The sequence below is a fragment of the Streptococcus oralis genome (assembly GCF_026782285.1).
GTDB classification, from domain to species: domain Bacteria; phylum Bacillota; class Bacilli; order Lactobacillales; family Streptococcaceae; genus Streptococcus; species Streptococcus oralis_CG.
On the sequence record NZ_JAKUWG010000007.1, the window covers coordinates 13657 to 33470 of the forward strand.

Genomic DNA, 19814 nt, shown 5'->3' on the forward strand with positions numbered 1-19814 from the left:
AATGGTGAAGAGGCCGCAGTTCATGAAGTCCCAGAGTATACAGGTCCATTAGGCACAGCGGGTGAGGAACCAGCACCAACAGTTGAAAAACCAGAATTTACAGGCGGTGTGAATGGTGAAGAGGCCGCAGTTCATGAAGTTCCAGAGTACACAGGCCCACTAGGGACAGCGGGCGAAGAGTCAGCCCCAACAGTCGAGAAGCCAGAATTTACAGGCGGAGTTAATGCTGTTGAGGCCGCAGTTCATGAACTCCCTGAGTATACAGACCCATTAGGCACAGCGGGTGAAGGGGCTGCTCCGACAGTTGAAAAACCAGAATTTACAGGCGGGGTTAATGCTGTTGAGGCAGCTGTCCATGAACTTCCAGAGTACACAGGTGGCGTGAATGTAGCCGATGCAGCTGTACATGAAATTGCAGAATATAAGGGAGCTGATTCGCTTGTAACTCTTGCTGCAGAAGATTATACTTACAAAGCCCCTCTTGCTCGGCAGACACTTCCTGATACAGGGAACAAGGAGAGTAGCCTCCTTGCCTCACTAGGATTAACAGCTTTCTTCCTTGGCTTGTTTGCAATGGGGAAAAAGAGAGAAAAGTAAGAGAATAATTTAAATCATTTTACTTTGTAAAAATAGAAGGAGATAGCAGGTTTTTCAGTCTGTTATCTTTTTCTTTCGGCTCAAGGTGTGCTAATAAGAAATTCTAAGATGTCTGAAACTACTTTCAGGATAGTCTGTTCTATAAAATAGTTTTGAAACTGAAATCTATTCTACCATAAGCTATTGAAAGCGCTTAACAAATGATATATAATAAGCCCATAAGAACAAGAAAGGGAGGAAAGAGGATGCCACAGATTAGCAAAGAAGCCTTGATTGAACAAATCAAAGATGGAATCATTGTCTCTTGCCAGGCACTTCCTCATGAACCGCTTTATACAGAAGCGGGAGGGGTTATCCCCTTGCTAGTCAAAGCGGCTGAGCAAGGTGGAGCAGTCGGTATCCGAGCAAACAGTGTTCGCGATATCAAGGAGATTAAGGAGGTTACGAAACTCCCTATTATCGGGATTATCAAACGTGACTATCCGCCGCAGGAGCCATTCATTACAGCTACGATGAAAGAAGTTGATGAACTGGCTGAACTAGACATTGAGGTCATTGCTCTGGATTGTACCAAACGTGAACGTTACGATGGTTTGGAAATCCAAGACTTTATCCGACAAGTCAAAGAAAAATATCCGCATCAACTCTTGATGGCTGATACCAGTACTTTTGAAGAAGGAATTGCAGCAGTTGAAGCAGGTGTTGATTTTGTTGGAACAACTCTATCAGGTTATACTTCTTATAGTCCGAAAGTAGATGGTCCAGACTTTGAACTGATCAAAAAACTCTGCGATGCCGGTGTGGATGTCATCGCTGAAGGAAAAATTCACACACCAGAACAAGCCAAGCAAATCCTTGAATATGGGGTACGAGGCATTGTTGTCGGTGGAGCTATTACTAGACCAAAAGAGATCACGGAACGCTTTGTTGCCGGTCTTAAATAACATAATCTCAAAACAGAGGAGAGTGGTCGATGCGTCGGATAAAATGAAAACGTATACAAATAGAAGCTTACTCACTATCCAATATGGACACGCTTAACAATTAGGAGAATACAAATGAAATTTAGAAAACTAGCTTGTACAGTACTTGCAGGTGCTGCGATTCTTGGCCTTGCTGCTTGTGGTAACTCTGGTGGAAGTAAAGATGCTGGAAAATCAGGAAGCGATAGCGGAAAAACAGAAATCACTTGGTGGGCATTCCCAGTATTTACACAAGAAAAAACGGGCGATGGTGTTGGAACTTATGAAAAATCAATCATCGAAGCTTTTGAAAAAGCAAATCCAGATGTAAAAGTGAAATTGGAAACCATTGACTTCAAGTCAGGTCCTGAAAAGATCACAACAGCCATCGAAGCAGGAACAGCGCCAGACGTACTCTTTGACGCACCAGGACGTATTATCCAATACGGTAAAAATGGTAAATTGGCTGAGTTGAACGATCTCTTCACAGACGAATTTGTCAAAGATGTGAACAATGAAAACATCGTACAAGCAAGTAAGGCTGGAGACAAAGCTTACATGTATCCAATCAGTTCTGCTCCATTCTATATGGCCATGAACAAGAAAATGTTGGAAGATGCTGGAGTTGCAAACCTTGTAAAAGAAGGTTGGACAACTGATGACTTTGAAAAAGTTTTGAAAGCGCTTAAAGATAAAGGATATACACCAGGTTCATTGTTCAGTTCTGGTCAAGGGGGAGACCAAGGAACACGTGCCTTCATCGCAAACCTTTATGGCGGTTCTGTAACAGACAAAGATGTAACAAAATATACAACTGACGATCCTAAATTCGTCAAAGGTCTTGAAAAAGCTGCTAGCTGGATTAAAGACGGTCTATTGAACAACGGTTCACAATTTGACGGTGGAGCAGACATCCAAAACTTTGCGAACGGTCAAACTTCATACACAATCCTTTGGGCACCAGCTCAAAATGGTATCCAAGCCAAACTCTTGGAAGCAAGTAAGGTAGATGTGGTAGAAGTACCATTCCCATCAGACTCTGGTAAACCAGCTCTTGAATACCTTGTAAACGGATTTGCAGTATTTAACAACAAAGACGACAAGAAAGTCGCAGCAGCTAAGAAATTCGTTCAATTCATCGCAGATGACAAAGAATGGGGTCCTAAAGACGTAGTTCGTACAGGTGCCTTCCCAGTTCGTACATCATTTGGCAAACTTTATGATGACAAACGTATGGAAACAATCAGTGGCTGGACTAAATACTACTCACCATACTACAACACTATCGATGGATTTGCTGAAATGAGAACACTTTGGTTCCCAATGTTGCAATCTGTATCAAATGGTGACGAAAAACCAGCGGATGCTTTGAAAGCCTTCACTGAAAAAGCTAACGAAACAATCAAAAAAGCTACAAAACAATAAGCACTAAGTCAGATTGATTCCCCCCTTTTCCCTGTGCACTATGGTGTAAGAAAAGGGGGACTTTTGTTTGAAATGGTAGGAACTGTCACGAAATTAAAATGAAGTTCTTACATAAGCGAATCTTAAAAAATTTCATTTTGATTTTAAAACAGTTCAAGAAAATCAAAAACTATTCTATTTGAAAGAGAGGTGCCGACTGTGAAAGTCAATAAAATTCGTATGCGGGAAACAGTGATTTCCTACGCTTTCCTAGCACCAGTATTGTTCTTCTTTGTTATCTTTGTCTTGGCTCCTATGATTATGGGATTCATTACAAGCTTCTTTAACTACTCCATGACCAGCTTTGAGTTTGTGGGCTTGGATAACTACATTCGCATGTTTAAAGATCCTGTCTTTACTAAGTCTTTGATCAATACCGTTATTCTGGTTATTGGGTCTGTTCCGATTGTAGTTCTCTTCTCGCTCTTTGTAGCATCTCAAACCTATCATCAAAATGCGATTGCCCGTTCTTTCTATCGTTTCGTCTTCTTCCTTCCTGTAGTTACAGGTAGTGTGGCCGTAACGGTTGTATGGAAATGGATCTATGACCCCCTATCAGGGATTCTAAACTTTGTCCTTAAGTCAAGCCATATCATCAGCCAAAACATTTCTTGGCTGGGTGACAAAAACTGGGCTTTGCTAGCGATTATGATTATCCTTTTGACAACATCTGTTGGTCAACCGATTATCCTTTATATCGCTGCTATGGGGAATATTGACAACTCACTTGTTGAAGCAGCGCGTGTTGACGGTGCAACTGAGTTTCAAGTGTTCTGGAAGATCAAATGGCCTAGCCTTCTTCCAACAACTCTTTACATCGCGATCATCACAACCATCAACTCATTCCAATGTTTCGCTTTGATTCAGCTCTTGACTTCTGGTGGTCCAAACTACTCAACAAGTACCTTGATGTACTACCTTTACGAAAAAGCCTTCCAATTGACAGAATATGGCTATGCAAATACCATCGGTGTCTTCTTGGCAGTGATGATTGCCATTGTCAGCTTTGCTCAATTCAAGATCCTCGGAAACGACGTAGAATACTAAAGAAAGGAGACAGTTATGCAACCTACACAAAAGAAACCTTTAACAGCTTTCACTGTTATTTCAACGATTATCTTGCTCTTGTTGACCGTACTGTTCATCTTTCCATTCTACTGGATTTTGACAGGGGCCTTCAAATCACAGCCTGATACCATTATGATTCCGCCACAATGGTTCCCTAAAATGCCAACTATGGAAAACTTCCAACAACTCATGGTGCAAAACCCTGCTATGCAGTGGATGTGGAACTCTGTATTTATCTCACTGGTAACCATGTTCTTAGTCTGTGCAACCTCTTCTCTAGCAGGTTATGTCTTGGCTAAAAAACGTTTCTATGGTCAACGCATCCTCTTTGCAGTCTTTATCGCTGCCATGGCTCTTCCAAAACAAGTTGTCCTTGTACCATTGGTACGTATCGTCAACTTCATGGGAATTCACGATACACTTTGGGCAGTTATCTTGCCTTTGATCGGATGGCCATTTGGGGTCTTCCTTATGAAACAATTCAGCGAAAACATCCCGACAGAATTGCTTGAATCAGCTAAAATCGACGGTTGTGGTGAGATCCGTACTTTCTGGAGCGTAGCCTTCCCTATTGTGAAACCAGGCTTTGCAGCCCTTGCAATCTTTACCTTCATCAATACTTGGAACGACTACTTTATGCAGTTGGTTATGTTGACTTCACGTCAAAACTTGACCATCTCACTCGGGGTTGCGACCATGCAGGCCGAAATGGCAACCAACTATGGTTTAATCATGGCGGGTGCAGCTTTAGCAGCCGTGCCAATCGTAACAGTCTTCCTTGTCTTCCAAAAATCCTTTACTCAAGGTATTACTATGGGAGCTGTTAAAGGATAATACTCTGCGAAAATCGAATTCAAACTACGTCAGCATCACCTTGCCATACTTAAGTATTGCCTGCGGTTAGCTTCCTAGTTTGTTCTTCGATTTTCATTGAGTATAGGAAAAACTGTCTATCAAAATTCAGAAGAATATGTTATAGACTAAGAGAAATATAGTTTCATAAGTGTCTACAAAATGGAGAGTATGCAGTTACTTCGTGAAGTTTTGTCAGACACTTATAAACTTAATTTATGATTTTAGTTAACTATCAGAAACGAAGGAAACAGTATGATTTTTGACGATTTGAAAAACATCGCCTTTTACAAGGGAATCCATCCCAATCTAGACAAGGCTATCGATTATCTCTATCAGCACCGTAAGGATTCTTTCGAACTCGGTAAGTATGAGATTGACGGGGACAAGGTCTTTCTAGTTGTTCAGGAAAATGTCCTCAATCAAGCTGAAAATGATCAATTTGAGCACCATAAGAACTATGCAGACTTGCATTTGCTGGTAGAAGGACACGAATATTCGAGCTACGGTTCACGTATCAAAGACGAAGCAGTAGCATTCGACGAAGCGAGCGACATTGGCTTTGTCCATTGTCATGAAAAATACCCACTCTTGTTGGGCTATCACAATTTTGCGATTTTCTTCTCAGGAGAACCACACCAGCCAAACGGCTATGCAGGGATGGAAGAAAAGGTTCGCAAATATCTCTTTAAAATTTTGATTGATTAAAAGAATCAGGAGGAGCAAACATGGCACAAAAAGGAGTAAGCCTTATCAAGGCAGCATTTGATACAGATAATTTTCTCATGCGTTTCAGTGAGAAGGTCTTGGATATCGTCACAGTCAATCTTCTTTTTGTCGTATCTTGTTTGCCCATCGTGACGATTGGAGTGGCTAAAATCAGCCTCTACCAAACCATGTTTGAGATTAAGAGAAGCAGGCGAGTACCGGTTTTCAGAATCTATCTGAGAGCTTTCAAACAAAATCTGAAGCCGGGTTTCCAGTTAGGTTTGCTGGAGTTGGGCATAGTTTTGCTGAGTCTTTTAGACCTTTATCTCTTCTGGGGCCAGACAGCTTTACCTTTCCAGATTGTGAAAGCTATTTGTTTGGGGATTCTCATCTTCCTCACTCTCGTGATGCTGGCTAGTTATCCCATCGCTGCGCGCTATGATTTGTCTTGGAAAGAAGTGCTGCAAAAAGGGCTTATCTTGGCAAGTTTTAACTTTCCGTGGTTCTTCCTTATGTTAGCCATTCTCTTTCTCATTGTGATGGTTCTTTATCTATCCGCCTTCACTTTCCTTTTGGGAGGATCAGCTTTTATCCTCTTTGGTTTTGGTTTGCTAGTCTTTCTCCAAGCAGGATTGATGGAGAAAATTTTCGCCAAATACCAGTAGGATGGCTTGTTTCTGAAACTACTTTCAATCGTTACAGTTTCTAAAATACAAGTAGAAACTAAAATCTAAGTGTATACAAGATATTGAAAGCGATTTTCACAAGGTGTATACTAAACTTGTAAAAAATAGAACTGCTCTCAGCAGAAAAAAAGAAATCTTAGGAGAAAATCTATGTCAGATTTGAAAAAATATGAAGGTGTCATTCCAGCCTTCTACGCATGTTATGATGATCAAGGAGAAGTCAGTCCAGAGCGTACACGTGCCTTGGTTCAATACTTCATTGATAAAGGTGTTCAAGGTCTTTATGTCAATGGTTCTTCTGGTGAATGTATCTACCAAAGCGTTGAAGACCGTAAGTTGATTTTGGAAGAAGTCATGGCAGTTGCCAAAGGTAAACTGACCATCATTGCTCACGTAGCTTGCAACAATACCAAAGATAGTATGGAGCTTGCTCGCCACGCGGAAAGCTTGGGTGTAGATGCCATTGCAACAATTCCACCGATTTACTTCCGCTTGCCAGAATACTCAGTTGCCAAATACTGGAATGACATTAGTGCTGCAGCACCAAACACAGACTATGTTATTTACAACATTCCTCAGTTAGCAGGTGTTGCTTTGACTCCAAGTCTCTATACTGAAATGTTGAAGAATCCACGTGTTATCGGTGTTAAGAACTCTTCTATGCCAGTTCAAGATATTCAAACCTTTGTCAGCCTTGGTGGAGAAGACCACATCGTCTTTAATGGTCCAGATGAACAGTTCCTAGGTGGCCGTCTCATGGGTGCCAAAGCTGGTATTGGTGGTACTTATGGCGCTATGCCAGAACTCTTCTTGAAACTCAATCAGTTGATTGCTGAGAAAGACTTGGAAACAGCGCGTGAATTGCAATACGCTATTAATGCGATCATTGGCAAATTGACTGCTGCACATGGAAATATGTACGGTGTGATCAAAGAAGTCTTGAAGATCAATGAAGGACTTAACATTGGATCAGTTCGTTCACCATTGACGCCAGTGACTGAAGAAGATCGACCAGTTGTAGAAGCAGCAGCGCAATTGATTCGTGAAACCAAGGAGCGCTTCCTCTAATCCATAAGGAGGTATTTATGATACACTACGTTGCAATTGATATCGGTGGAACCAATATCAAATATGGTTTGATTGACCAAGAAGGCCAACTTGTTGAATCGCATGAAATGCCAACTGAGGCGCATAAGGGTGGACCTCATATCTTACAAAAGACAAAAGATATCGTAGCCAGCTATTTAGAAAAAGGCCCAGTAGCAGGTGTTGCCATTTCTTCTGCTGGGATGGTGGATCCAGATAAGGGTGAGATTTTCTACGCTGGTCCTCAGATTCCCAACTATGCAGGAACCCAGTTCAAGAAGGAAATCGAGACGAGTTTTACTATTCCTTGTGAGATTGAGAATGACGTCAACTGTGCAGGTCTGGCTGAGGCAGTATCTGGTTCAGGAAAGGGAGCGAGTGTCACACTTTGCTTGACCATTGGAACAGGTATCGGTGGTTGCTTGATTATGGATGGGAAGGTCTTCCATGGATTTAGCAACTCAGCTTGCGAAGTCGGTTATATGCATATGCAGGATGGAGCTTTCCAGGACTTGGCTTCTACGACAGCCTTGGTGGAGTATGTAGCAACAGCTCATGGAGATTCAGTTGATCAGTGGAATGGCCGGCGCATTTTCAAGGAAGCTACTGAAGGAAACAAGATCTGTATGGCTGGGATTGACCGCATGGTAGACTATCTAGGAAAAGGTCTGGCAAATATTTGCTACGTTGCCAATCCAGAAGTGGTCATTCTTGGTGGCGGCATCATGGGGCAAGAGGCTATTCTCAAACCGAAGATCCGCACAGCCTTGAAGGCGGCCTTGGTGCCAAGCTTAGCTGAAAAAACACGATTAGAATTTGCCCATCACCAAAATACAGCAGGGATGTTGGGTGCCTATTATCATTTCAAAACAAAACAATCCTAGTTTGGTCCAACCAAACTAGGATTTTCTAACGCGTTTTTGTCTACGATAGCCGTTGAGTTTTTTATTTTCCCAATAGCTGTTAAAGATTTTTTCCTTGCTATCTCGATTGATTTCCAAAAAGTAGGCATAAATCAAATCTATTAAAATGAGCATAGGGAGCTGAGCGGAAATACGCTGGATGTAAGAAGATTGGCTATGATTTGCGACGAGGACTGTTTCGGTATAAGCCTGACTATTTTTGTTTGGAGCGCTGGTAAAGAGAATGGTCTTAGCCCCCATTTCCTTGGCATCCAACAAACTATCTAGGACGGATTGGGTAGTGCCTGATAGGGAAAAACCAAGGACCAAACAATTTTCATCCATGATACTGGTCGTCCATGCAAAGCCATCCTGATCGGTCAAAGCTTCACAGACAACACCTAGACGCATAAAACGGAGTTTCATCTCACGGGCAATCAGACCAGAACTTCCCGTTCCAAAAAAGTAAACTCGTTCAGCGTCATCGATTAGCTGGGCAACTCGTTCCAGTTGTTCTTCGTCAATTAAATCCTGTGTTTGTTCCCGTAGGTTGCTGTAGCTTCGTAAAACACGTTTGGTCAAAGGACTGTGTTGGTGAGAATGGGTATCCTGTTTATTGGCCTGGTGCTGGTATTGAAAGACAAATTCTCGATAGCCAGTAAAGCCACATTTTTTTGCAAAACGAGTAAGAGCAGCTTGGGAAACATGCAGTTTTTGAGTAACCTGTTGCGATGATAGATCATCCACAATCGTATCTACCTGCAAGAAATAACGAGCGATTTCCTGCTCTAACTCTGTTAATTCTTCAAAATGAAGATCAATAATAGTTGCGATATCCTGCTTTTTCATGGAGCTCCTTTTCATGAGTCAAACTCTTAAAAGTTGACGATTGCCAGCTTATTAACATCATTATATCATAGAAGTTAGGATAACTAAATAAAAAGGCATTTTCAGTTAAAAGTCAAAAAATGCTTCGACTTTTCCAAGAGTTTCTCCGTAAAATATGGTACAATGAAAAGTACCGAGCTTCACCCGTTTGCTCTATTATTTTAGCTGAAAATGAAGGTGAAAATCGGGAATTTTTCTAGAAAAGAGTCTTAGTTGTATGAGAAAATTCAATAGCCATTCGATTCCGATTCGGCTTAATTTACTGTTTGCCATTGTTATCCTACTGTTTATGACCATTATCAGTCGATTGTTATACATGCAGGTGCTGAATAAAGATTTCTATGAAGCAAAGTTGACATCAGCCAGCCAGACTAGGGTGACAACCAGTTCAGCTCGAGGGCAGATTTATGATGCAACAGGTAAACCCTTGGTAGAAAACACACTCAAGCAAGTTGTTTCTTTCACACGAAACAATAAGATGACGGCGGCAGAGTTGAAGGAGACGGCTAAAAAACTGCTGACTTATGTAAATGTAACCTCCCCTGATCTGACTGATCGACAGATTGCAGACTATTACCTGGCGGACCAGGATATTTACAAAAAAACAGTCGAATCCTTGCCAAGCGATAAACGTCTGGATTCAGATGGGAATCGCTTATCAGAAGCGACCCTCTACAATAATGCGGTTGAAAGTATTGACGTGAGTCAGCTTAGCTATACGGATGATCAGAAAAAGGAAATCTACCTGTTTAGTCAGCTCAATGCAGTTGAAAATTTTGCGACGGGCACCATTTCAACAGATGCCTTGGATGATACTCAGGTCGCTCTTGTGGCTTCTGCATCCAAGGAATTACCGGGCATTAGCATTTCAACCTCATGGGACCGAAAAGTACTAGACACTTCTCTATCTTCTATCGTCGGTAGCGTTTCAAATGAAAAGTCAGGACTTCCAGCTGAGGAAGTTGACGCTTATCTCAAGAAAGGCTACTCTCTCAATGACCGAGTGGGAACTTCTTATCTTGAAAAGCAATATGAAGATGTCCTCCAAGGTAAACGCTCTGTCAAAGAAGTACATCTCGACAAACACGGAAACATGGAAAGTGTGGAAAATGTCGAGGAAGGAAGCAAAGGAAACAATATTAAACTAACGATTGACCTAGCTTTCCAAAATGGAGTGGATGATCTACTCAAGAGCTACTTTAACTCGGAGTTGAGTAATGGTGGCGCTAAATATTCGGAAGGAGTCTACGCAGTCGCTCTCAATCCTAAAACAGGTGCAGTTCTAGCCATGTCAGGTGTCAAGCATGATGTCCAATCAGGGAAATTAAGTCCAGACTCCCTAGGGACAGTTACCAACGTTTTTGTACCAGGGTCTGTCGTTAAGGCAGCAACCATCAGCTCTGGCTGGGAAAATGGAGTTTTGTCAGGCAATCAAACCTTGACAGACCAGCCAATTGTTTTCCAAGGTTCAGCTCCTATCAATTCATGGTATACCTTGTCCTACGGTTCTTTTCCTATCACAGCGGTTGAAGCTTTGGAATATTCCTCTAATACTTACATGGTGCAAACAGCTCTGGGAATTATGGGACAGACCTATAAACCCAATATGATGGTAGCGACGAGTCAATTAGATACAGCTATGGGCAAATTGCGGTCAACCTTTGGGGAATATGGACTCGGAGCTTCAACGGGGATTGATCTTCCAGATGAATCAACAGGATTTATACCAAAAGAATTTGATTTGGCCAACTATCTAAATAATGCTTTTGGTCAGTTTGATAACTATACTCCGATGCAGTTAGCCCAGTACGTTGCAACCATTGCAAACAATGGTGTGCGTCTGGCTCCCCATATCGTTGAAGGGGTTTATGGAAACAATGACCAAGGTGGGTTGGGAAGTCTGGTTCAAGAAACAGCCACCAAGGAAATGAACAAGGTTAATATCTCAGAAGCAGATATGGCTATCTTGCAGCAAGGTTTCTATCAAGTTTCGCATGGAACGAGCGCTCTGACAACTGGTCGTGCCTTTTCAAATGGTGCAGCCGTTTCCATCAGCGGGAAAACGGGTACAGCCGAAAGTTATGTTAATGGCGGTCAAAAAGCCAACAATACAAATGCAGTCGCTTATGCACCAACCGAAAATCCACAGATTGCGGTTGCAGTTGTCTTTCCTCATAACACTAATCTTACAAATGGTGTCGGACCTTCAATTGCACGCGACATTATCAATCTTTATCACCAACACCATCCGATGAATTAGAAAGGGACTTATGCTGTATCCAACACCTATTGCCAAGCTAATTGATAGCTATTCGAAGCTTCCGGGGATCGGGATCAAAACGGCTACCCGCCTAGCCTTCTATACAATTGGAATGTCCGATGACGACGTCAATGAATTTGCCAAAAATCTCCTGTCTGCTAAACGGGAATTGACCTATTGTTCCATTTGCGGTCGCTTGACTGACGATGATCCTTGCTCTATCTGTACAGATCCAACTCGTGACCAGACAACCATCTTGGTGCTAGAAGATAGTCGCGATGTGGCTGCCATGGAAAATATCCAAGAATACCACGGACTCTATCATGTCTTGCATGGCCTCATTTCTCCGATGAATGGCATCAGCCCAGACGATATCAATCTCAAGAGTCTTATGACCCGTCTCATGGATAGTGAGGTTTCAGAGGTGATTGTGGCAACCAATGCTACAGCAGATGGTGAAGCGACATCCATGTATCTTTCACGTTTGCTCAAGCCAGCTGGTATCAAGGTTACGCGTCTAGCACGAGGTCTCGCTGTCGGAGCGGATATTGAGTATGCGGATGAAGTTACACTCTTACGGGCTATTGAAAATCGGACAGAGTTGTAAAAGTCAGTAAAAATTTAGCTTATTTTAACTAATAAGACAAGCTCTAGGAATTTTTTCTTAGGGGTTTGTCTTATTAGGTTCCTTGGTTAAGCTTGATTTCTTGACCGAGCTCTTGCGATTGCTTTCATAAGATTGTTGAGCATAGTCGGCAGAATAAATCTCTTTGAAGCGCCCTTTTCCAAGACATTGTCGGACTGTCCCACGCTTGATTTCAGTGTGGATAGTTTGAGGAACTTTTCCAAGTAGAGAGGCAATTTCTCTATTTGATTTTCCTTCTTTTTTCCATCGTTCGATTAAGCGACGGCTATCGATTGTCAAATGTTTACCTTTTGTAGTATAATTGTCTTGCATCTCTGTGCCTTTCTTGTGTTTGTGGTGAACAACAAGTATAACACAGAGGTGTTTTCTTATGTCTATAATTAGCTTTCATTTGACAATAGGGACCCTTGAAACTGTTATCAAATGAAATCGAGTACTAGCTATAAGCTACTTGAACCATCAAATTTTTAGGAGAGATGGGTGCTTAGTTTCATTATAGAATTTCCATAATTATATTAAAATTTTAAGAAGTTCAAAAAATCTATGAAATACTTTTTATTTTTTAGAAAATATGATATTCTAAAGGGGAGTCAAAGCCTGTACTATAAAGTTACAGCAGACTGAAAACACACATTATTTTGTGTTTTATTTTGAGAGGGAAAAAGTGAGCTACATCAATAATGAAAAGATGATGATAAAAATTCGCTTACAAGCTGGTGTGAAAAACGAAATTACTCTTGCGACAGAAGAGTCCAATAAAATTAGTCAGCAGTTATTGATTCCTATAGATTATCTATTCAGTCATAGTAATAGCTTTATCAGGGATGAGGGAATAGCAATTTGTCAGAGATTGAACATGGAGTTGTCTCGGGTTAACGAGTCTCTATATAAGGCTCAAAGTCTAATAGAGCAGTTACAGATTGTAGAGGGGGATTGTAGAGATGAGTGGTGAAAATATCTACTATATAACTGCAGAAACAGAGAAAATCCGATTAGAAGCTTTACAGAGGCGAAGGTTAGCTATTGAGATCATTCAAAACATATCCGAGATGGAGTCTGTACTTGTCAGATATTTTAGTGATGACAGTCTATATAGTGCGCTGAGAAGTGAGTTGGAAAATGCTAAGGTAATCCTATCGGAAGTTGAAAGAGAGCTGGATTATCTGACTTTAAAATTGTTTAAATACATTCAAAGCATAAATAGTTAGGGAGGGGAAATGATGGAGTCTACACTAGAAGTATATGACAAAATTTGTTTTGAAAGCGCTTTAAACAAAGAAGAATTAACATTTATTGGAAAAGCCAATATCTGGATTGAAGAGTCTTATGATGCACAATCTTTGAAACTTGCTCAGTATATCTTGTCCGAGACCTTGACTCATACCGCACTAGGACAGGTAGAAATTGTTGGTTTTGACAGTGAGATATCGGGAGTCTTTTCTCCTTTCTCGAGTTTTAGCTCGGGTGAGCAGAAACTGCTGAAAATGATTTCTAGCGAAGAAGATTTGCTAAACTATCTCTTTTATTTGCGTGATCATATTCATGGAGTGCAAAATGTTATACAAGGCAGATTCCCTTCTCTATTTGAATTTAGAGAAAGTCTCAATCAACCGATAGAAAGTTACAAGCTAATTGTTTTATATGTTGATATGGATATTTTAGCTGAAAAAATAAAAATCTTGCTCAACTCTCTTATCAAAGCTGGACCACGGGCGGGAGTGAGTTTTCTGGTCATTTCTCCAACAACAGATATTAGAGGATTACAGTTTGAAAACTATTTTCATATTATTGAGATGAGAGATAACCAACTGGTTATTCATCAAAAATCTTTTCCGATTCCTAACCTTCCTGTCTCAGAAATCCTAAAGCGAAATACGTTTTTAAGCAGACAAGTCGATAACAGTTTGATAAAACCAATCGAATTTTTAAAGATAATGAATGAAACTAAGACACTAAGAAAAGATTTTTCGATCTATTGGAGCAAGACCAGCAGAGACGGTTTAACCTTTACTGTAGGTCAGTATGGTCTAGAAAATGTTGCCATTACCTTAGGAGATGAAGTCAATCAACGGCATAATGTTTTGATTACAGGCGCCGTAGGCCAAGGGAAGTCAAATCTGCTTTCTGTCATAATACATAGTCTATGTTATTCTTACTCACCTAGAGAATTAAATCTCTATATGCTGGATTTCAAAGAAGGTGTAACCCTAAAAGCTTTTTCTAATATTGGTCGTAAGGAATATTTACCCCACGCCAAAGCCTTGGGATTGGAAAGTGACGTTGAGTTTGGTTTATCTGTTCTAGAGTTTTTATACGAGGAGTATCGGAGGAGACTTGCCTTATTTAAATTCCATGATGAGACCAATATTCGTGCTTTTCGTACAAGATTTCCTGACTATGAACTTCCTAGGATTGTAGTTGTCATTGATGAGTTTCAGTTGATGTTTGGTGAGGATGCAGAACAGGGACGTAAAATAGTAGATATGTTGGAAAAATCTGTCAGACTTTTCAGGGCAGCGGGTATTCATTTTATTTTAGCTTCTCAGACGATATCAGGTTCTCAAGCCTTGCTAGGAAAGATGGATAGTATTTTTAGCCAAGTTCCAATCCGTATTGCTCATAAAAATTCTTTTGCAGAATCACAGATGACCTTAGGAATTGGCAATGTAGCAGCAGGTTACCTCAAACCAAGAGAGGCTATTGTCAATTTAGATTACGGCGAAATCTCCCAAAATAAAAAGGTTGTGATAGCATTCGCAGATGAGAAAGTATTAAAACCCTTAAGAGATACTTGGTGGTCTTTAGCCCATAGAATGTATCCAGCTCCTTTAATATTTGATCCAGAAGCGAAAATTTCTTTGGTTGAGCAAGAATCATTATTTACTGAATTTTCTCATAAGTTCCCAGAAGCAAGAGCCTATCTAGGGAAAGAAATAGCTGTATCAAATAAATTTGTTACAAGCCATTTCTTGAGTGAGTCAGGTAGAAATATTGCCATCATAGGAGCTAATAGTGGCAATGACCATATGGTTTTCGGAATGGTAGAGTCGATGGCCATTTCATTAGCCTTAAGAGAGGGAAGCGAGACGGATGAGTTTATTTTCTGTGTTAATGGAGAGCAAAAGAATAAGGAGTCTTTGTCTATGACCTGTAACATTCTTGAAAAGATAGGTCATGATGTTTTTCAAATTGAATCTGAAAACTTGATTTCTTATCTAAATTCTATTTTATCCGAGAGAAAAGAGAAGACTACAAAAGTCACCAATAAAATTTTTGTGTTTGCTCTAGGAATGGATAGTGTCAAACTTGTTTCGGAAGATCCGTTTAGTATGTCGTCACCTTTAGCTACATTTTTAGAAGAGGCTTCCAGTTATGGGATTCATTTTGTTGGTTGGTGGATAAAAAATGCTAATTTTGAAAAGCAAGCTATTGGAATGAGAAATAGTTCAGAACTCTTTAATACTAAGCTATTTTTAAAAGTGGATGCCAGAACATTACAAAGTCATGTTGGTCCCTTTATCAACTGGAAAACAACTCGTAACCGAGTGTTATATGTGGATGAGATTGAAAGTGAACAGCCTATTAGTTTTATCCCCTTTTCAGAGATTAGTTATGAGGATTACCTAAAGATAGAAAAAGAAATCATAAGGAAGTGAGTGTCATGTCTGTAAGAAACCTAATAAACTCAATCAATACCAGTAAACTCCAACTATCCCAACAAAATCAGCGTTTGGAAAAACTGGAAGCAGATTTGGATAACCTAGTAAAGGTAATCCATCAAGACTTTGCAGGAAGTACAGTTGAAAACATGCTGTCAGCTATTCTCCAACAATCTAGTAAAGATGTTAAACAATCGATGCTGGAGATAAAACAGGCACAGGACGATTTAGATAAAATCGCTATGATTTTATAATAGAGGGAAAAGATATGGATATTCAGGAATTGATTGTAAAAATTTATGATTTGAAAGAATCAAGCAAGGAAATAGCCCGGTTTTGTATGCAAGGGTCAGAGTTTTTAAATAGCAATGCATCTATGATTTTTTCTCTGACACGAGGTAATAGCACAGGTATGAGAGCTAGTCAACAAGTTACCCAGACTGCCAGAAGTTTAAGGCAAACCACTTTGACCATTCAGCGCTTAGAGGGTGAGTTAGAGCAGTATTTAAAAAAAATTGGTCAATAGGAGGACTAAAATATGGTTGTTGTGGGAATTGATTTAGGAACAACTTTTTCAGCAGTTTCAGTATTTCGAGATGGTCAAGCTCAAATTCTTCATAATCTTGAGGGGCGTGAGACAACTCCGTCAGTGATTTTCTTTGATGACCCCTATGAGGGAAAAGATGAAACCGTAGTTGGAGTACAGGCTAAAAATATGGCAGCCATTGATCCAGATAATGTCGTTCAATTTATCAAACGGCAGATGGGGAAATCCTACACTTTTATCTCTCCGGCAGGGGTGGACTATACTCCAGAAAGCTTATCAGCTATTATCTTGAAAAAACTAGTTCAGGATGCCGAGTTGAGCTTAGGAGAGACAATCAAGGATGTCGTCATTACAGTCCCTGCTTATTTTGATGATTCACAACGTACAGCTACTAAGCATGCAGGTGAAATTGCAGGTTTGAATGTTTTACGGATTATTAACGAGCCAACAGCGGCTGCACTTGCTTTTGGAGTTGATAAAGAAAAGGATGGTAAGGTGTTTGTTTATGATTTAGGCGGAGGAACTTTTGATGTCACTCTCCTTGAAATCAAGAATGGTAACATTGACGTGATATCGACGACCGGTGACTCTAATCTTGGAGGGACAGACTTTGACCAAGTCATTGTAACTAACATTATCAGGAAGCTGGAAGGAGAAGGTGTTGAAGTTTCTCTTGACAATGATAAACTGATTGCTGAAATCAGAGAAAAGGCAGAAAAAATCAAGGTCAGCCTCTCTCAAAAAATGCAAGCCAAAGAACGATTTACCATTGACGGTGACACTTATCCTATCACAGTCACAAGAGATGAATTTGAAACAGAAAGCAAGGAACTAGTTAATAGAACAACTTGGTTTATTGATGAAATCTTTGAAGAGCAACAAATTGGTTGGAGTGATATTGAACACATCTTGATGGTAGGCGGCTCTACTAAGATGCCGATGATTAGAGACCGAATTGAGCAATTGTCAGGTAAAACCATTGTCAACGATGTTCAACCAGATTATGCAGTAGCTCAAGGAGCTTCCATTCTTGCCATCTTAGAAACCAAAGAAGACCTGACTGAGGAGGAATTTTTCAGTATTTCCCAAGGTAAGATTGATAATGTTGAAATTTCTGATGTAACTTCACAGTCTTTAGGAGTGATTGTAATAGATTCTAATGACAAAAAAGTTAACATGCATGTTATTTTACATAATACAAAATTACCTGCAGAATGTTCTAAAAATGTTTACACACGTTATGAACATCAAGCTTCTATTTTAGTTCAGGTAACCGAAGGGGATGATACAGAGCTTGAGTTTGTAAAAATCATAGGTGAAAAAGAACTTCCTCTATCTCCGAATCTTCCTAAAGGTTCTCCGATAAAAATAACTTATTTATACGATATTGATCAAACTGTCTTTATTGAAGTTTATGACTTGACGGTTAATGGGTTGATTGGTACTTTTAGTATTGATAGAATTAACAATCTGGATCAAGCTGGAGTAAATGCTCAGAAAATTGCCTTAGATAAATTAAGTATTGAGTAGGTAGAAACATGGATGATAAACTAGAATTGCTCAATGAGTTGCATGAGAAGGTTGATAATATAGCTCTTCAAATAGAAAATACTAATAAGATGTATTTTCGGAGATTGTCCCAAGACAAGCAAAAGGAAGAGTTGATATCTCATCTGATTAAGGGAATAGAAAATGAGCTACAGTTGCCCCTCTTTAAAGACTTGATAACTGTCCTAGACAGAATTGAAGGAAATGCTGCTTATAATAATGACTTTATAGTCTCTCTCTATGATGAAGTTTACGATATCCTAAACTCTAAAGGTGTAGAGCGGATAAAGGTCTCTTGTGATTATGACGCCAGTCTATATAAGGTTGTTCAAAAAGAGGATATTGAGTCAGATGATGATGAGATTGAGGTGGTCGAAGTTATTAGAAATGGCTATACTTTTAACAACAAAATCTTGCGGTATGCTGAGGTCAGCGTTCTCGTCCATCATCAGGTATGTCAAGAAGAACAAGAACAAGAACTAGGAGAAGAGTATGTTGATTGACTACTACAAAGAATTAGAGATTTCTAAAAGTTGGAGTCTGGAAGAAATTCAAGACTACCTGCAAAAAGAAAAGCGAAAATGGGATAACCGAGCCGCTAGAAGTAATGACCTAGCCTACCAACAAAAGAGGATTTGGATTTCAGAAGCTCAGGAAATTTTTTCATCAGCCGAGAAGAAAAAAGCCTACGATACTCAGTTAGAAAAATCTGAAAAGAAAACTTCTGACCCAGCAGATGAACGTAGTGAGAAGTTTGATTTCTATTTTAAAAAAGCGGAGGACTATTACTTAAATAAACAGCAATATGATCTAGCTGAACAAGCAGTGAAAAAGGCTTTACAGTTTCGTAATGAAACAAATACAGGTATCTTACGATTAGCTGCAGTCATCTATGCCAATGTTGGGAAGATTGACTTAGCGATGAACTATGTCAATGAAGCCATTGTAGAAGAAGATGGGGTGGAGGATATTTTGTATAATCACTATACAAAATATGATGTATATTTTCAACGAGCCTTGTTTATGTTGAAAGAAAATCAATATGGAAACAGGCAATTTGTTATAGAAGCATTTGAACAGTTAAAAATAGCTTATAACTATGAGATGTTATATGTGGTAAAAGATATTTCTTCTGGAATAGCTGCTTTCGATAGAGTTATAAGAGAAATAAACTTATTGAAACAAAATACGATAACGAGCCCGTTCTTAAATACAGTGTATGTAGGTGATTTTATCTATCAAGTTATAAAAGAGTATTCTGATTGTATCATCAAAAATAAGAAACGAGATTATTACAACCACGTTATCCAGATTTACCAGTGGATGGTTGATGAAAATATAATTAATAATTCAGTAACTCCATCTACTCTCCTTTATGATATTTGCCGTCAGATATTAAATATTTCTCCTCAGCATCAACTCGCCATGGAAGTTTTAGACAAGAAAAAAAGAGATGAGTATATTCGAAAAACTAAGAAAGAATTAGAGACGACTTATAGTGATTGGATGAAGGATTTGGATAGGCAGTATGAAGATAAAAGAATTGAATATAAGAATAACGAAACGAAGCTAATAACAAGGGCTAGTCATGGTAGTATTGTTTCGATAGTCGGTTTGGTCTTGTTTTTCATAACAATGAGTTTAGACTATGGTAGAGATTTTGGAGCCAGTAGTCACTATGGTAGAACAAAATTTTTAATTTTTTGCTTTGCATCTTACTGGGTTTATGTTTTGATAGTGAAACCTATGTGGCTAAAATCAACCTTAGAGGATATTACCAATGATATGCAAAATAATCGAAAGAAAAAGGAAGATTTGGAAGCTGAAAAAATCCGAAAAATCAGAGAATTAGAAAATAGTTAAACGGAGTAGGTTATTCTATATCTATTATTAAACACCAAATCATGCTTAAACTATAACTGGAGCTTTGAGCTCCTTTTT

At 39.6% G+C, this 19814-nt stretch carries 20 protein-coding genes and 1 pseudogene; 19 read left to right on the forward strand and 2 right to left on the reverse strand.

The genetic code is table 11. The annotated features are described in order from the left end of the window. The 9 genes from MK403_RS05155 to MK403_RS05195 all read left to right on the forward strand — a co-directional run. A partial coding sequence (locus tag MK403_RS05155; protein ID WP_268709165.1) for an SIALI-17 repeat-containing surface protein occupies nucleotides 1-597 on the forward strand: 597 nt, incomplete at its 5' end. Nucleotides 598-842: 245 nt separating this feature from the next. After that, nucleotides 843-1541, forward strand: coding sequence for an N-acetylmannosamine-6-phosphate 2-epimerase (locus MK403_RS05160; protein WP_084874430.1), 699 nt, complete (start codon nucleotides 843-845; stop codon nucleotides 1539-1541). Nucleotides 1542-1655: 114 nt separating this feature from the next. Further along, the gene (locus MK403_RS05165; RefSeq protein ID WP_268709166.1) at nucleotides 1656-2984 is read left to right on the forward strand and encodes an ABC transporter substrate-binding protein; all 1329 of its coding nucleotides are present in this window, start codon (nucleotides 1656-1658) and stop codon (nucleotides 2982-2984) included. A 219-nt stretch (nucleotides 2985-3203) separates the two neighbouring features. Next, nucleotides 3204-4070 carry a carbohydrate ABC transporter permease gene (locus MK403_RS05170; protein ID WP_001209417.1) on the forward strand — a complete coding sequence of 289 codons (867 nt, stop codon included), beginning with the start codon at nucleotides 3204-3206 and terminating at the stop codon, nucleotides 4068-4070. Between the two features lie 15 nt (nucleotides 4071-4085). Further along, nucleotides 4086-4925 (forward strand): carbohydrate ABC transporter permease, encoded by an 840-nt coding sequence (locus tag MK403_RS05175; RefSeq protein WP_001183243.1) that lies wholly within the window; start codon nucleotides 4086-4088, stop codon nucleotides 4923-4925. A 273-nt stretch (nucleotides 4926-5198) separates the two neighbouring features. Next, nucleotides 5199-5651 carry a YhcH/YjgK/YiaL family protein gene (locus tag MK403_RS05180; RefSeq protein WP_268709167.1) on the forward strand — a complete coding sequence of 151 codons (453 nt, stop codon included), beginning with the start codon at nucleotides 5199-5201 and terminating at the stop codon, nucleotides 5649-5651. A 20-nt stretch (nucleotides 5652-5671) separates the two neighbouring features. Further along, nucleotides 5672-6316, forward strand: coding sequence for a YesL family protein (locus MK403_RS05185; RefSeq protein WP_268709168.1), 645 nt, complete (start codon nucleotides 5672-5674; stop codon nucleotides 6314-6316). Between the two features lie 171 nt (nucleotides 6317-6487). Further along, nucleotides 6488-7405 (forward strand): dihydrodipicolinate synthase family protein, encoded by a 918-nt coding sequence (locus MK403_RS05190; protein ID WP_268709169.1) that lies wholly within the window; start codon nucleotides 6488-6490, stop codon nucleotides 7403-7405. 17 nt (nucleotides 7406-7422) lie between these two features. Beyond that, a complete protein-coding gene (locus MK403_RS05195) occupies nucleotides 7423-8307 on the forward strand; it encodes an ROK family protein (RefSeq protein WP_268709170.1) in 885 nt (294 codons plus the stop codon). 15 nt (nucleotides 8308-8322) lie between these two features. Here the strand turns inward: MK403_RS05195 and MK403_RS05200 are convergent, their stop codons facing one another. Then, the gene (locus tag MK403_RS05200) at nucleotides 8323-9174 is read right to left on the reverse strand and encodes a MurR/RpiR family transcriptional regulator (RefSeq protein ID WP_084948962.1); all 852 of its coding nucleotides are present in this window, start codon (nucleotides 9172-9174) and stop codon (nucleotides 8323-8325) included. Nucleotides 9175-9430: 256 nt separating this feature from the next. Here MK403_RS05200 and pbp2b point away from each other — a divergent pair, with 256 nt between their 5' ends. Next, nucleotides 9431-11473: a penicillin-binding protein PBP2B gene (gene pbp2b, locus MK403_RS05205; RefSeq protein WP_268709171.1), complete on the forward strand. Its 2043-nt coding sequence runs from the start codon at nucleotides 9431-9433 to the stop codon at nucleotides 11471-11473. A gap of 10 nt (nucleotides 11474-11483) precedes the next feature. After that, complete coding sequence (gene recR, locus MK403_RS05210) at nucleotides 11484-12080, forward strand: recombination mediator RecR (RefSeq protein ID WP_000966754.1); 597 nt, start codon at nucleotides 11484-11486, stop codon at nucleotides 12078-12080. Between the two features lie 78 nt (nucleotides 12081-12158). On the opposite strand, the pseudogene MK403_RS05215 reads toward recR, so the two are convergent. Continuing rightward, nucleotides 12159-12431, reverse strand: a pseudogene (locus MK403_RS05215) (helix-turn-helix domain-containing protein); the annotation flags it as partial. 376 nt (nucleotides 12432-12807) lie between these two features. Here MK403_RS05215 and MK403_RS05220 point away from each other — a divergent pair. From MK403_RS05220 to MK403_RS05255, 8 genes are read left to right on the forward strand one after another with little or no spacing between them, the layout of a single operon-like run. Beyond that, nucleotides 12808-13071 carry a hypothetical protein gene (locus MK403_RS05220; protein ID WP_268709172.1) on the forward strand — a complete coding sequence of 88 codons (264 nt, stop codon included), beginning with the start codon at nucleotides 12808-12810 and terminating at the stop codon, nucleotides 13069-13071. Further along, nucleotides 13061-13327, forward strand: a complete 267-nt coding sequence (locus tag MK403_RS05225) for a hypothetical protein (RefSeq protein ID WP_268709173.1) — start codon at nucleotides 13061-13063, stop codon at nucleotides 13325-13327. Before MK403_RS05220 ends, MK403_RS05225 begins: the two co-directional genes overlap by 11 nt. 9 nt (nucleotides 13328-13336) lie before the next feature. After that, nucleotides 13337-15775, forward strand: a complete 2439-nt coding sequence (locus MK403_RS05230) for an FtsK/SpoIIIE domain-containing protein (RefSeq protein WP_268709174.1) — start codon at nucleotides 13337-13339, stop codon at nucleotides 15773-15775. A 5-nt stretch (nucleotides 15776-15780) separates the two neighbouring features. Then, the gene (locus MK403_RS05235; RefSeq protein ID WP_268709175.1) at nucleotides 15781-16032 is read left to right on the forward strand and encodes a hypothetical protein; all 252 of its coding nucleotides are present in this window, start codon (nucleotides 15781-15783) and stop codon (nucleotides 16030-16032) included. 14 nt (nucleotides 16033-16046) lie between these two features. Next, nucleotides 16047-16304 (forward strand): hypothetical protein, encoded by a 258-nt coding sequence (locus MK403_RS05240; RefSeq protein WP_268709176.1) that lies wholly within the window; start codon nucleotides 16047-16049, stop codon nucleotides 16302-16304. Nucleotides 16305-16316: 12 nt separating this feature from the next. Further along, nucleotides 16317-17855, forward strand: coding sequence for an Hsp70 family protein (locus MK403_RS05245; RefSeq protein ID WP_268709177.1), 1539 nt, complete (start codon nucleotides 16317-16319; stop codon nucleotides 17853-17855). Between the two features lie 8 nt (nucleotides 17856-17863). Continuing rightward, nucleotides 17864-18376: a nucleotide exchange factor GrpE gene (locus MK403_RS05250; RefSeq protein WP_268709178.1), complete on the forward strand. Its 513-nt coding sequence runs from the start codon at nucleotides 17864-17866 to the stop codon at nucleotides 18374-18376. Continuing rightward, nucleotides 18366-19736, forward strand: coding sequence for a hypothetical protein (locus tag MK403_RS05255; RefSeq protein WP_268709179.1), 1371 nt, complete (start codon nucleotides 18366-18368; stop codon nucleotides 19734-19736). The genes MK403_RS05250 and MK403_RS05255 overlap by 11 nt, the downstream gene beginning before the upstream one ends. Nucleotides 19737-19814: the final 78 nt, after the last annotated feature.

Coding starts and splice junctions, on each gene's coding strand:
- MK403_RS05160 (WP_084874430.1), top strand. CDS start 843: ATGCCACAGATTAGCAAAGAAGCCTTGATTGAACAAATCAAAGATGGA.
- MK403_RS05165 (WP_268709166.1), top strand. CDS start 1,656: ATGAAATTTAGAAAACTAGCTTGTACAGTACTTGCAGGTGCTGCGATT.
- MK403_RS05170 (WP_001209417.1), top strand. CDS start 3,204: ATGCGGGAAACAGTGATTTCCTACGCTTTCCTAGCACCAGTATTGTTC.
- MK403_RS05175 (WP_001183243.1), top strand. CDS start 4,086: ATGCAACCTACACAAAAGAAACCTTTAACAGCTTTCACTGTTATTTCA.
- MK403_RS05180 (WP_268709167.1), top strand. CDS start 5,199: ATGATTTTTGACGATTTGAAAAACATCGCCTTTTACAAGGGAATCCAT.
- MK403_RS05185 (WP_268709168.1), top strand. CDS start 5,672: ATGGCACAAAAAGGAGTAAGCCTTATCAAGGCAGCATTTGATACAGAT.
- MK403_RS05190 (WP_268709169.1), top strand. CDS start 6,488: ATGTCAGATTTGAAAAAATATGAAGGTGTCATTCCAGCCTTCTACGCA.
- MK403_RS05195 (WP_268709170.1), top strand. CDS start 7,423: ATGATACACTACGTTGCAATTGATATCGGTGGAACCAATATCAAATAT.
- MK403_RS05200 (WP_084948962.1), bottom strand. CDS start 9,174: ATGAAAAAGCAGGATATCGCAACTATTATTGATCTTCATTTTGAAGAA.
- pbp2b (WP_268709171.1), top strand. CDS start 9,431: ATGAGAAAATTCAATAGCCATTCGATTCCGATTCGGCTTAATTTACTG.
- recR (WP_000966754.1), top strand. CDS start 11,484: ATGCTGTATCCAACACCTATTGCCAAGCTAATTGATAGCTATTCGAAG.
- MK403_RS05220 (WP_268709172.1), top strand. CDS start 12,808: ATGATGATAAAAATTCGCTTACAAGCTGGTGTGAAAAACGAAATTACT.
- MK403_RS05225 (WP_268709173.1), top strand. CDS start 13,061: ATGAGTGGTGAAAATATCTACTATATAACTGCAGAAACAGAGAAAATC.
- MK403_RS05230 (WP_268709174.1), top strand. CDS start 13,337: ATGATGGAGTCTACACTAGAAGTATATGACAAAATTTGTTTTGAAAGC.
- MK403_RS05235 (WP_268709175.1), top strand. CDS start 15,781: ATGTCTGTAAGAAACCTAATAAACTCAATCAATACCAGTAAACTCCAA.
- MK403_RS05240 (WP_268709176.1), top strand. CDS start 16,047: ATGGATATTCAGGAATTGATTGTAAAAATTTATGATTTGAAAGAATCA.
- MK403_RS05245 (WP_268709177.1), top strand. CDS start 16,317: ATGGTTGTTGTGGGAATTGATTTAGGAACAACTTTTTCAGCAGTTTCA.
- MK403_RS05250 (WP_268709178.1), top strand. CDS start 17,864: ATGGATGATAAACTAGAATTGCTCAATGAGTTGCATGAGAAGGTTGAT.
- MK403_RS05255 (WP_268709179.1), top strand. CDS start 18,366: ATGTTGATTGACTACTACAAAGAATTAGAGATTTCTAAAAGTTGGAGT.